At 64.2% G+C, this 12,081-nt stretch carries 13 protein-coding genes and 1 tRNA gene; 10 read left to right on the top strand and 4 right to left on the bottom strand.

Annotated features, from left to right (window positions below):
- Positions 1 to 4: 4 nt before the first annotated feature.
- Both GSQ90_RS04725 and GSQ90_RS04720 read left to right on the top strand, forming a co-directional pair.
- The gene (locus tag GSQ90_RS04725; protein WP_158813640.1) at positions 5 to 658 is read left to right on the top strand and encodes a ribonuclease HII; all 654 of its coding nucleotides are present in this window, start codon (positions 5 to 7) and stop codon (positions 656 to 658) included.
- A complete protein-coding gene (locus GSQ90_RS04720; protein ID WP_158813639.1) occupies positions 636 to 1,475 on the top strand; it encodes an LssY C-terminal domain-containing protein in 840 nt (279 codons plus the stop codon). The genes GSQ90_RS04725 and GSQ90_RS04720 overlap by 23 nt, the downstream gene beginning before the upstream one ends.
- Before the next feature lies 1 nt (position 1,476).
- On the opposite strand, the gene GSQ90_RS04715 is transcribed toward GSQ90_RS04720, so the two are convergent.
- Positions 1,477 to 2,652 (bottom strand): MFS transporter, encoded by a 1,176-nt coding sequence (locus GSQ90_RS04715; protein ID WP_246731404.1) that lies wholly within the window; start codon positions 2,650 to 2,652, stop codon positions 1,477 to 1,479.
- A gap of 272 nt (positions 2,653 to 2,924) precedes the next feature.
- Between GSQ90_RS04715 and GSQ90_RS04710 the strand changes: the two genes are divergently transcribed.
- From GSQ90_RS04710 to GSQ90_RS04685, 7 genes are all read left to right on the top strand, one after another.
- Positions 2,925 to 3,221 carry a nucleotidyltransferase family protein gene (locus GSQ90_RS04710; RefSeq protein WP_158813637.1) on the top strand — a complete coding sequence of 99 codons (297 nt, stop codon included), beginning with the start codon at positions 2,925 to 2,927 and terminating at the stop codon, positions 3,219 to 3,221.
- The gene (locus tag GSQ90_RS04705; protein ID WP_371418327.1) at positions 3,202 to 3,717 is read left to right on the top strand and encodes a DUF86 domain-containing protein; all 516 of its coding nucleotides are present in this window, start codon (positions 3,202 to 3,204) and stop codon (positions 3,715 to 3,717) included. Before GSQ90_RS04710 ends, GSQ90_RS04705 begins: the two co-directional genes overlap by 20 nt.
- Positions 3,627 to 3,842 (top strand): hypothetical protein, encoded by a 216-nt coding sequence (locus GSQ90_RS31965; RefSeq protein ID WP_174247436.1) that lies wholly within the window; start codon positions 3,627 to 3,629, stop codon positions 3,840 to 3,842. The genes GSQ90_RS04705 and GSQ90_RS31965 overlap by 91 nt, the downstream gene beginning before the upstream one ends.
- Before the next feature lie 215 nt (positions 3,843 to 4,057).
- Complete coding sequence (locus GSQ90_RS04700; RefSeq protein ID WP_158813635.1) at positions 4,058 to 4,678, top strand: Spy/CpxP family protein refolding chaperone; 621 nt, start codon at positions 4,058 to 4,060, stop codon at positions 4,676 to 4,678.
- A gap of 285 nt (positions 4,679 to 4,963) precedes the next feature.
- Positions 4,964 to 5,659 carry a response regulator gene (locus GSQ90_RS04695; RefSeq protein WP_158813634.1) on the top strand — a complete coding sequence of 232 codons (696 nt, stop codon included), beginning with the start codon at positions 4,964 to 4,966 and terminating at the stop codon, positions 5,657 to 5,659.
- Positions 5,656 to 6,936, top strand: a complete 1,281-nt coding sequence (locus tag GSQ90_RS04690; protein WP_158813633.1) for a HAMP domain-containing sensor histidine kinase — start codon at positions 5,656 to 5,658, stop codon at positions 6,934 to 6,936. Before GSQ90_RS04695 ends, GSQ90_RS04690 begins: the two co-directional genes overlap by 4 nt.
- 122 nt (positions 6,937 to 7,058) lie before the next feature.
- Positions 7,059 to 7,532: a transposase gene (locus GSQ90_RS04685; RefSeq protein WP_158813632.1), complete on the top strand. Its 474-nt coding sequence runs from the start codon at positions 7,059 to 7,061 to the stop codon at positions 7,530 to 7,532.
- Positions 7,533 to 7,623: 91 nt separating this feature from the next.
- On the opposite strand, the gene GSQ90_RS04680 is transcribed toward GSQ90_RS04685, so the two are convergent.
- From GSQ90_RS04680 to GSQ90_RS04665, 3 genes are all read right to left on the bottom strand, one after another.
- Positions 7,624 to 7,839, bottom strand: coding sequence for a hypothetical protein (locus GSQ90_RS04680; protein WP_158813631.1), 216 nt, complete (start codon positions 7,837 to 7,839; stop codon positions 7,624 to 7,626).
- A gap of 520 nt (positions 7,840 to 8,359) precedes the next feature.
- Complete coding sequence (gene purU, locus GSQ90_RS04675) at positions 8,360 to 9,223, bottom strand: formyltetrahydrofolate deformylase (RefSeq protein WP_158813630.1); 864 nt, start codon at positions 9,221 to 9,223, stop codon at positions 8,360 to 8,362.
- 1,094 nt (positions 9,224 to 10,317) lie between these two features.
- Positions 10,318 to 10,404: transfer RNA gene (locus GSQ90_RS04665), tRNA-Leu, on the bottom strand.
- A 214-nt stretch (positions 10,405 to 10,618) separates the two neighbouring features.
- Between GSQ90_RS04665 and GSQ90_RS04660 the strand changes: the two genes are divergently transcribed.
- Positions 10,619 to 12,031: a sensor histidine kinase gene (locus GSQ90_RS04660; protein WP_246731403.1), complete on the top strand. Its 1,413-nt coding sequence runs from the start codon at positions 10,619 to 10,621 to the stop codon at positions 12,029 to 12,031.
- Positions 12,032 to 12,081 lie beyond the last annotated feature (50 nt).

Here is a 12,081-nt window from a genome sequence, read left to right as displayed (position 1 = left end):
CCGCATGGGCAAGCCCGATTATAAAGTCGAACGCGGCCTGTTGCGCGAGGGGGCGGGACATATCGCGGGCGTCGACGAAGTCGGACGCGGCCCGCTCGCCGGACCCGTCGCCGTCGCCGCCGTGATCCTCAATCCCAAGGATTTGCCCAGGGGCGTCGACGATTCCAAAGCCTTGTCGGCGACACAGCGCGAAACGCTGTTCGAAACCATATTGAGCAAGGCGCTGAGCGTCGCGATCGCCTTCGCCAGCGCCGAGGAAATCGATGCGCTCAATATTCGCGGCGCGACGCTGGCGGCGATGGCGCGCGCCGTCAACGCCTTGTCGGTGCGGCCCGCCTTTGCGCTGATCGACGGCTGCGACCAGCCGCCGGGACTCTGTTGCGGCGCGCGCGCGATCGTCAAGGGCGACGCCTCGTGCCTGTCGATCGCCGCCGCCTCGATCGTCGCCAAAGTCGCGCGCGACAGGATGATGACCCGCCTCGACGCGCTTTATCCCGATTATGGTTTTGCGCGTCACGTCGGTTATGGCACCAAGGTTCATCTTGACGCGCTCGCGCGCTGCGGACCGACGCCCTTTCATCGCCTTTCCTTCGCGCCGCTGCGCAAGGCGCGCGCCGTCAGCCTGGTGATCGGCCATGACGCCGCAACCGCCGGCTGACACAGCGCGCCGCCGCCTTTCCCTGCGTCTTTGCGCATCGGCGTTTTTGTTGTGTCTCGCGGCCTATATCGCGCTGGCCTATTGGCTCGCGCCGTTCGTCTGGAGACATTTCGAGCATCAAAAAGCCATCGCCGATCTGCCGATGACGACCTTCACGGCGCAGGGCATTCCTGGCGATGCGATCAATGTCGGCCTCGAGGGTTCGCAAGAGGATGTCGTCTGCTCGATGAACGCCGCCGGCTGGTCGCCCGCCGATCCCGTCACGTTTAAATCGAGCCTCAAGATCATCGGCAGCGTATTGTTCAGCCGACCCTATCCGCAGGCGCCGGTGAGCGATCTGTTCTATCAGGGACGGCGCGAGGATCTGGCGTTCGAAAAACCTTCGGGGAAAAGCGCCGACACGCGCCATCACGTCCGCTTCTGGAAAGTCATCGAGACCGGCGACAATGGCGAGCCGATCTGGCTGGGCGCGGCGACTTTCGACCGGGGCGTCGGAATCAGCCATTACACCGGCCAGGTCACCCACCATATCGCGCCCGACATCGACGCCGAGCGCGATCTGATCTCCAGCGATCTGGCGACCGCCGACAAGGTCGCGGACATCTACGAGACCAGCGGAATCGGCCCGACCCTGAATGGCCGCAACGGCGGCGACGATCGCTATTATACCGACGGCGAGATTCTGTTCTCGCGGCTGGCGGGCGGTTGCCAGTCGCATTTCGATCAGCCGGTCGTTCTGTCGAGCCCACCGGCGATCGAGGCCAAGAACCGGTTCTGGGGATGGCTGAAGGGATTGATCGGCGGCGGAAAGTCTTGAGTCAGCACGCCACGGCCGCGGCCTCAGCGTGGCGGCGATCGAGCGCCAGCGAGATGAGCGTCAAGGCGAGGCCGAGCGCGGCAATGGCGACGCCGACCCAGGGCAGGGAATCGTAGGCGGCTCCAAAGCGCAGCGGAATGCCGCCGAACCAGGCGCCCGAGGCGCAGCCGATGTTGAACGCGCCCTGATTGAGGGTCGAGACAAGGTTGGGCGCGCCGCGCGCCATATCCATCACGCGCATCTGCAACGGCGAGACCAGCGCGAAGGCGACGACGCCCCAGGCGAACATGGTGACGCCGGTGAGGATCGCGTCATGGCTCGTCAGCGTGAACGCGGCCAGCACCGCCATGACCGCGATGAAGAGCCCGCCGATGGTGCGCAAAGCGTTCCAGTCGGCCAGGCGCCCGCCGATGACATTGCCGAAGGTGAGGCCGATTCCATAGATCACCAGCAGCCAGGTCACCGCCGGCGGCGTGAATCCCGTCACCGTTTCGAGGATCGGCGCGATATAGGTGAAGACGGCGAAAAAGCTCGCCGCGGAAGCTGCGCTCATCGCCATGCCGATCAGCACGCGCCGGTCGCCGAGCACGGCGAATTCGCGCAGCACATTGCCCTTCGGCGGCCGGGCGTCGCGCGGCACGAAGACAGCGATGCCGCTCAAGGCGATCGCGCCAATCAGCGCGACGCAGGCGAAGGACGCGCGCCAGCCCAGCGCCTGGCCAAGCGCCGTGCCGCCCGGCACGCCCAGGACATTGGCGACTGTCAGGCCGGCGAACATCAGCGACATCGCCTGGGCGCGCTGGTTCTGCGGCGCCAGATCGGCCGCCGCGACCGCGCCGATGCCAAAAAACGCCGCATGGGAAAAGGCGGTGAGCACCCGCGCGGCCATCAACAGCCCGTAGGATGGCGCGAACGCGCAAAGCAGGTTGCCGAACACAAACATCGCCATCAAGGCGATCAACGCGCCCTTGCGCGGAAAGCGGGCGGTGAGGATCGCCAGCACCGGCGCCCCCACCACGACCCCGGCCGCATAACCGGTGACGATGAGGCCGGCCGAGGGGATCGAGACGTCAAGATCGCGCGCGACATCGGGCAGTAAGCCCATGATGACGAATTCGGTGGTGCCGATGCCGAAAGCGCCGACGGCGAGGGCGGCGAGTGGCGGAGTGAGGCGCAAAGAGGAGGTTCCGATCGCGATGGGATTGGGAATCGGCGGGGGGCCGGAAGGCGGGCAGGCTCGTTTATGGGTGCGCCGCACAACGATCCGCAATCGTTTTCCGATCACGAACGCGCGATTTGGGCCCGGGGCGCCAGGTCGATGGGCGCGAAACGCGGCAGGGCTCGCGGCGCCGAGAACCTGGCGGCGCGTCGTCTCATCGTCGCCGCCGGCAGAAGGGCGGCGTGATTTCGCCATCGAACTGCGGCGGCTTTCATGGTATCGATGACGATATGAACAGAGAGGAAGTGCTTGACCGGCTGCGGCAGAACGAGCGCGCCCTGCGCGCGCGGGGGGTTACCCATGCCGCCCTGTTTGGCTCCCTCGCCCGCGACGAGCAAAACACAGAAAGCGATATCGACATTCTGGTCGATCTCGACCCCGCGATCATCGTGACGATGTTCGACTATGCCGGCCTGAAGGATTATGTCGCGGGCTTGTTCAAAGGCACAGTCGACGTGGTGGACAGGGAGGCCCTGAAACCTCGCATCCGGCCCAAAGCCGCCGCCGATGCGATCTATGCTTTCTGAAATTGAAAGAGATGCGCTGGAGGACATACGCGACAACATCGACCGCGCCATGCGCTTCGTGCGTGGCCTCGATCTTGAGACCTTCCTTGTCGACGATAAGAGCTTTTACGCTGCGACACGCTGCCTTGAAATTATCTCCGAGGCGTCGCGGCGGCTCTCGCCTGTCTTCAAGGAGCGGTTTCCCGAAATTCCCTGGAAGGATATCGCCGGCTCGGGGAGCATCTACCGTCACAATTACGAGAATATTTTAGAACGGCGGATCTGGCAGACGATCCATGAAGCGCTGCCGCCGCTTCGCGCTGTCGTCGCCGGCGAATCGGAAGGTGATCCGCCGATCACACCCGCAACGGAACCGCCCCTCGGCCCGCGCGTTGTCTCGCAGCATCATTCTCGGAGGAGACCGCCGTGGACAAGGAAAACACAAACAGCGCAGCCGATGCGGCGAAAGAGACGGCGGAATCATTGGCCCGCCTCAAGCAGGCCTCGCACGATTTGAAGGACAGGATTGTCGAAGAGAAACGCCGCAACGACATGCCGCTCGATTCCGCGCTCGGCAATCCGGCGGAAGAAGCGCGCAACGCTGACGGGCGCCTCGACCTGCCTGATACCGAGGACGATTGAGGCCAGGGTAAATCCTATCAAAGGACGGCGCCGCCCCTCATCCGGGCGCCTCCGGCGCCCACCTTCTCCCGCTTCGCGAGAGAAGGAGGGGCCGTGCCCTCAAAGCGCCGCCCTCCCTTCATCTTTCTTTACATTCGGCCGCATCGGGCGAAACCTTCGCACGGTAGCGTCCTTCTCGACACGGCGCGTTGACGCCGTCGATGAAGGAGATCGTGATGACCGATATCGACCATGAGCCCCTCTGGCCCGAGCCCCCGTTGCAAGAGGAGGCGCCCAGATATGGGCGGAAGCGTTCTTTCGCCTGGCGGCGCTCGCTGGCGCTTTTAGGCGTCCTGGCGGGGGGGATCGTCATCGGCGCGGGCGGCTTCGCCGTCGCGGCGGCGGGGATCGATCAATTGGGCTGGAAACAGGGCGCGCGCCTGGCGATCGTCCAGCACGTCGTTGCGCATGCGCTCGACAGTGTCGGCGCCAATGCCGCGCAGGAAGCCAAAGCGCATGACATTATCGCGATGAAATTCGCCGAGGTCGCGCCCGATCCCGCCCAGCATGACGCGATGCGCAAGCAGGCGCTCGACCTGATCGGCGCGCCGACCATCGATCGCGCCGCGGTCGAGAAGCTGCGCGCCGACGCCGTCGCGAGCATCGACGCCAAATCCAAGTCGGTCGTCGCCGGCGTTCTCGATATCGCCGACCTGCTCACCCCGCCGCAGCGCGCGCAGCTTGCCGTTGAGATCGAAGCGATGGCGCAGCAGCACGGCCCGATGATGGGGCCATGGGGCGGCATGCACGGCCATTCGATGGACGACGGGCCGGACGGCGGGTCGGACAAGGATTAGCGTCAACGACCCGATGCGTTTGACTTGTCGCTAGCGCTCCAATGTCATGGCCGGGCTTGTCCCGGCCATCCCAAGGCGAATGCGCAGCATTCGTCCGCAACGTCTTGCGCCCTCGATGACAAACGCAACCGCAGAGTTGCACCTCGCACAAATGCGCCAGCGGATGCTTTACCGCGTGGATGGCCGGGACAGGCCCGGCCATGACGGCGGATTGGGGTATTGACCGCAACGAGGCGTCCCTCTCACCGTGTCTTGCTATAAGAACGTTTCAGGTCAGGCGGGAACATGGCGGAGCGGCTTCTTATTATTGATGACGACGCACGGCTCGCCGCCATGGTGTCGGACTATCTGACCGCGGCGGGCTTTATCGTCGACCGCCGCTTCACCGGCCGCGAAGGCCTCGCCGCGCTTGAGCGCATGGCGTTCGACGCCGTCATTCTCGACGTGATGCTGCCCGATATCGACGGGTTCGAAGTCTGCCGCACGATCCGCGCGCGCGCGCAGACGCCCATCCTGATGCTGACCGCGCGCGGCGAGGAAACGGATCGCATCGTCGGATTGGAGATCGGCGCCGACGATTATCTGCCAAAACCCTTCAGCCCGCGCGAGCTGCAGGCGCGCGTGCGCGCCATTCTGCGGCGCGGCCGCGCGCCCGCCGAAGACGCGCCGCTGCGCTTTGGCCGCCTGCAGATCGACCGTTCCTCGCGCATGGTGCGCGTCGACGGCGAAGAGAAAACGCTGACAAGCTTCCAGTTCGATCTGCTCGCCGCCCTCGCCGACAATGCCGGGCGCGTGCTCAACCGCGAGCGGCTGATGGATCTCGTCAAGGGCGTGGAATTCGACGCCTTCGACCGGTCGATCGACGTCCATATCTCGCGCATCCGCGCCGCGATCGAGGACGATCCGAAACATCCGCGCCGCATCATCACCGTGCGCGGCGCCGGCTATGTCTTCGCCAGAAAGCAGGACGACGAGAAATGACCGTGTTCGGCCGCCGGCTGTTCTGGAAAGTCTATCTGACGCTGCTGGCGAGCCTTGTCGCCGTCGCCGTCCTGATGGGAACGTTCTGGGGGATGGTCGGCGAAAATCCGCATGACCGCTGGGGCGCCTTCCACATCCGCCTTGACGATCTGAATGTGCCGGCGCGCGACGGCCCGCCCGGCGCCATCGCGGCGGCGGTCGACCGGCTCAGCGAGGCGATCAGCGCCGACGTGTCGGTCTATAGCGGCGACGGGACGCTCATCGCTGCGCATGGCGCGCCGGTCGCGCTCACGGCGCGCGACGGCGGGGGAATGGGCATGCGGCCGGGCATCATGCGCATCGACCTTCCCGACGGCCGCGCGCTGCTGGCGCGGCTGCGGCTGCCCGGACCCCGGCCGGGGCTGCGAATTCTGACCGTCGTGCTGATCGTCGCCGGCGGCGTCGCGCTCGCCGCCTTTCCCGTCACCGCCCGGCTGACGCGCCGGCTCGAGGCCTTGCGCCTCGGCGTCGAAGGCTGGGGCGCGGGCGCGCTGTCGATGCGCGTCGACGATGCGGGCCATGACGAGGTCGCAGTAGTCGCGCGCGCCTTCAACGCCGCCGCCGCGCGCGTCGAGGAATTGCTGAATTCGCAAAAAGCCCTGCTCGCCAACGCCAGCCACGAATTGCGCTCGCCGCTGGCGCGCCTGCGCATCGCGGTCGAATTATGGTTCGCCCAGCCCGGCGCCGAGCTGAAAGATGAGATCGTGCGCAACCTCGCCGAGATCGATCAACTGGTCGAGGAGATCCTGCTCGCCAGCCGCCTCGACTATGGGGCGCCGGCCCGCGCGCATGGGCGCGTCGATCTGCTGGGGCTCGCAGCGGAGGAGGCGGCGCGTTTTTCAGCCTGCGTCGAGGGCATGCCGGAGGGCGGCAAGCCCGTCGAGATCGAGGGCGATGCGATTCTGCTACGCCGCCTCATCCGCAATCTCCTCGAAAACGCCGATCGCCATGGGCGCCCGCCTGTCCATGTCGCGGTGACCTGCGGCGGCGACAAAGCGCGTATCGTCGTCTCCGACCATGGTCCGGGCATCGCGGCCTCCGAGCGTGAGCGCGTGTTCGAACCGTTCTACCGCCCCGCCGGCCGCGCCGAATCCTCAGGCGGCTGGGGCCTCGGCCTGTCGCTCGTGCGCCAGATCGCCACGCGCCACGGCGGCGACGTGCGCTGCGAGGCGGAGCCGGGGGGAGGGAGCAGGTTTGTGGTGGAGTTGGCGCGTGGCGGGCGGAGCGGCCCATTGTAGCCGCGGTCGCTGACCGCGGCCCTCTCGGCCTGCGCCGGCCGCGCTCAGCGAGCGCGGCTACAGGGGTTGCGGCCGCGCCTGTTCGATTTTACTCTTCCGTGGATCGGAGCTGGGGCTCTCTCGTGCAGCGTCACAAACATCTGCGCCGTCTGGATACGGTCCGGATCGCGGCGCCGATCTATTTCATCACCATCTGCACGGCGGCCCGAAGGCCGATCCTCGCGCAACCGGCGGCCTTCGCCATTCTGCGCGCCGAATTCGAAGACGCCCCAAGCCGCCATGGATGGTCGATCGGCCGGTTCGTCGTCATGCCGGATCATCTCCATTTCTTCTGCGCCGAGGGCGGATCGGTCGCGCCGGCGAGCCTCTCGCGTTTCGTCGGCGGCTTCAAACAATGGACAGCGAAGAGCATGGCGCGGAGCCAGATCGCAAAGCCTCCGCTGTGGCAGAGGGAGTTTTTCGATCATCTGCTGCGCGCTCAGGAGAGCTACGATTCAAAATGGCGCTATGTCCTCGAGAACCCGGTCCGCGCGGGTCTTGTGGAACGATCGGAAGACTGGCCCTTCGGCGGGGAAGTGACGGCGCTGCGCTTGTAGCCGCGCTCGCTGAGCGCGGCCCTCCCGGTCGGCGTTGCCGCGCTCAGCGAGCGCGGCTACAGGGCGGCTGTCGCCGCACCTCAGAAGATGCTCAGCGGCGCAAGAACAGGTCACTGGAACCAATTTGGGCGGCCGCCGTTATCCCCCCGGTAAACGGAGGGGTCGCCATGAGAAACGCATCTTCCAGGATAGTTGCACGCAGCTTCGCCGCGACGACTGAGGAGCCGGCGGAAGCCACGCTCATGTTCAACTTGATGATGAACGCAGGCATTGTGGCGGCGGCGATATCGCTCTGCAGCCTGCTCATCTACCTCGCGCCCTGAGGGACGACGGCGAGGCGAGGTTGTAGCCGTGGTCGATGACTGCGGCCCTCCCGATCGGCGCTGGCCGCGCTCAGCGAGCGCGGCTACAGGGGCGGCGCCTGTTCGATTTTACCTTCCGTGCATCGGAGCCGGAGCTCTTTCGGACCGCTTCACAAACACCTGCGCCGGCTATCCCGCTATTTACAGAGGGTAATATTCTGTTTTAGAGAAATATTTTCTGGACATTCCATATTTTCAGACGCATGCTCTTCGGGCTTATCTTATGATTGAATCGAATGGCGTCATGGCGGGGGAAAGGCGGAGCAAATCACGGGGCGTCGATGGGAGAGTTTCGAAAACGCGAATTCCAATTTTTTTTTGCGTTTTTCGCTTGCAAGTCTTTGAAATTCCTCAACCCCGCCTGATAAAAATTTGCAAAGGCTTGCGATCGCAGAAAATTATCTGCGATTTTTCAAAGGCATGAAAAATAGCTACCTGGGCAAAATTCCCTGGGATAAGCCCCGCTCAGCTCGAAAACACCACCGTCTTGCCGCGGTTGAGCAGCACGCGATCCTCAAGATGATGGGCCAGCGCACGCGACAGGACGCGGCGCTCGATGTCGCGTCCCTTGCGCACGAGGTCCTCGGGCGTGTCGCGGTGGCTGATCGTCTCGACGTCCTGTTCGATGATCGGCCCCTCGTCGAGATCGGAGGTCACGTAATGGGCGGTCGCGCCGATCAGTTTAACGCCGCGCTGATGGGCCTGATGGTAAGGCTTGGCGCCCTTGAAGCCGGGCAGGAAGGAATGGTGGATGTTGATGCAGCGCCCCTGCAGCTTGGCCGCCAGCCCGTCCGAAAGGATCTGCATGTAACGGGCGAGAACGACGACGTCGGCCTTGGAATTGCGCACAAGATCCCAGATCTGCGGCTCCTGTTCGAGCTTGGTCTGCCGGGTGACCGGCAGATAGTGGAACGGGATGTCGCCAAAATCGATATGCGCATAGGTCTCGCGCGGATAATTGGCGCCAATGCCAACGATCTCCATCGGCAATTCGCCGCTGCGCCAGCGATAGATGAGATCGACGAGGCAATGATCGAAACGCGACACGAGGATCAGCACGCGCTTCCTCTCGTCGCCCGCGCGGATCGACCAGTTCATCGAGAATGGCGCGGCCACTACGGCGAATCGCTCCTTGAAAGCGGGCAGATCAAGCGCGCCGGCGACGCTGTCGAAAACGACGCGCATGAAGAAATTGCCGGTTTCGGTGTCGTCGAACTGCTGGGCGTCAAGGATGTTGAAACCGCCCTCGAACAGGGCCGTCGAAACGCGGGCGACAATGCCGGGGCGATTGGCGCAGGAGAGGGTCAGGACATTGCGCAGGGCGGGCATGGCTTGGGGCGCCTCGACAGGAGGGAAACGGAAACATGAAAGTCGCGTCGGCTTTGTTTGCGCCCGCAAACGGATGGGGAGGGCTTCGCGATCCGCCCTTTTGCAAGCGCGTCAAACTCAATCCACGTTTCCAAGGGGTTTGGCGACAAGAAAAAACTGTTGGCGCCATGTTTCGCCTGCAAATGCGCGGCGCGGAACGCCTGCGCATAGGGAACGAATGGGCGCGCACGGCGTTGTCGCCTCGATCATCAGAGTCGCCATCATGCCTCGCCACGCCGATTCCATCACCCTCCTGACCACCGGCGCCTTCGTTGTGCTGGCCGCCGCGCTATGGGGCCTTCTGCTCGGCCTCCACTGGCCGCTCTGACGCCTGCATCAATCTTCAGATCCACGAGGCGGCTGGGCGCGCACGCGTTGGTACGCCGATCATTTGCCGCTCGCCTGAGGGCCGAAACCGCGCGGATGAATCGCCAGCCCCTTCGACCCCCATGGCTTTCGACAGTTGCAAGTGGTTATAAATCATGCAAAACGCCGTACGTTCCATGAATCTATCGAATAGGAGCAGGTGTGGCCAAGATTGTAGCACGTAAGACGAAGACGCCGGTCAGGCGACCCTGGTCGAAAGACGACCTCCGCCTTCTCAAGGGTATGGCCCGCAAGGAGCCGCTCGCGAAAATTGCGAAGTCGCTCAAGCGAACAGAGGGCGCAACGCGCCACAAGGCGACCTTGGTGGGCGTCTCGCTCAGGATGACGCCCAAGAAGCGAGCGTCTGCCAAGAAGCGCTGAGACTGCGGTTTGGGGCCCGTTGGAGAGGCCGGCGCATAAGCGACCGGCCCCGATGCCCCTATCGGTTTCTGGAGAAGCTGTCTTCGAGGGGCCCGGGCGCGCTGGCCCCAGGGCTTTTTTGCGCTCCGCCTGACCCGCCGGCAGGGCCCTCGTCAGACCTGTGAGCGGCGTCCCGGACAGCCGCTGAATCAGAGGCCTGCTGCCGTGCGATCGAAGGTCAGATCGCCGACGGCGATTCGCGCGCGCCGCGAAGCCATGGCTGCGGTCACAACTCAACTTTTCGAAGACTGGCCGTTCAAACAAAGCAATGGTGCCCAGGAAAGGACTCGAACCTTCACGGCCGTGAAGCCACTGGCACCTGAAGCCAGCGCGTCTACCAATTCCGCCACCTGGGCACGGGCCGGTTCATACGGGCGGGCGCGCAGGCTTGTCAATGTCTCGCCCGCAACGCCGCCGCCCCTGTTTGAATTTCGGCTCGCCGCTCCATGCGATCTCGGGCCGCGCAGCCGGAATGCCGTGACATCACAAGCGCGGCGCCCCGCGCGGCGGCGCATTCCCACACGCGCCAATTCGTTCTATTGCTGGCGGCGACGCCGAGCAGGGAACCTCGTGAACTCACCTTCAGACTTCACCATAAGCGACGTTTCCGCTCATGACATCGTCGAAACCGTGCGCGGCGCGCTGCTGGTTCTGGACGACGGCCTGACGGTCGTTTCGGCGAATCGGGCGTTCTTTTCGATGTTCGCGACGATTCCCGAGGAGACCATTGGGCGGCGCCTCTACGATCTGGGCGACGGCCAATGGAATATTCCGGCGCTGCGCCGGCTCCTGGAAGAGATCATTCCGCGTGAAAATGTCGTTGAAGCCTACGAAATCGAACATGATTTCGCAGGCGTCGGCTCCCGCACGATGCTTCTCAACGCCCGCAAAGTTTTTCGGCCGGGCAATAATGTCGAATTCCTGCTGCTGGCGATCGACGATGTCACCGAACTCAGGAAGAAAGAACGCGAGGCGGCCCGCCTCCAGCGCGTCGCCCAGACCATCGTCGATTCCGTCCGCGATCCGCTCGTGATCCTCGATGAGGACATGCGGATCGACAGCGCGAGCCGGAACTTCCTGTCGATGTTCGCGCATGGCGCGCAAAATGTCGTGGGGCGGCGCCTCGAAGATCTTATGCAAGGGCAATGGGATGTGGCGGCGTTGCGCGCCATGCTCGATCGCGTCGTTCCCGACGATCATCCTTTCGACGACTTTCTGCTTGAAGATGATTTTCCCGGCCTTGGCCGGCGCATCTTCAAGCTCAATGCGCGCAAGATCAGCGCGCCGGGCAGCAATTTGACGCAGCTTCTGCTCGTGTTCGAGGACGCCACCAAGGCGACGCTGTTCGACCGGCACCGGGACATTTTGGCTGCGGAACTCGCGCATCGAATCAAGAACAGCCTGCAGGTTATCTCGTCTTTTGTCGCGTTTGAGCTGCGGCGGGCGGCCGAACCCTGCGTGGAAGGGTATCGGGCGATGCAAGCGCGCATCAGCGCGGTCGCCGAACTCTATGACGTCATCGCAAGATCGAGCGCGTTCGGGCCCGTGGATGTCCCCACTTATCTCGAGGGGATCGCGTCAAGCATCCGGGCGAGCCTGATTGGCCAACATTCCAAAATCGAGATCATGGTCGAAGCCGAGTCCTACAAGGTCCTGGCCGATCAGGCGGTGCCGCTCGGTCTGATCGTCAATGAGCTCGCCACCAATGCGATCAAATATGCGTTCCCGAAAGGCGCGGGCCGCATTATCCTGGGATTTCAACATCGCGACGGCGAAGTCACGCTGACCGTCGCGGACAATGGCGTCGGCATGGTTCCGACGGGCGCTGGCGATGGTCTTGGCGCCCGTTTCATCGACGCTTTCGCCAAACAGCTTGGCGGAACGCTCGCCAAGGCGTCGGCGGAAACCGGAACGACTTTCATCGTCCGGCTGCCCCTCACCATTCTGGCCGAAAATGACGATTCCCCTTTGCAGGCGATCTGATCGGCCGCTTTCCATTTTCCCGCCGCTTCGCTAGTCCTTCGCCAATTGCA

The sequence above is a fragment of the Methylocapsa sp. S129 genome, assembly GCF_009765995.1.
In the GTDB taxonomy this organism is placed as follows: Bacteria; Pseudomonadota; Alphaproteobacteria; order Rhizobiales; family Beijerinckiaceae; genus Roseiarcus.
The sequence above is the reverse complement of the archived record's forward strand: the minus strand, read 5'-3'. Positions and strand labels throughout refer to the sequence as shown.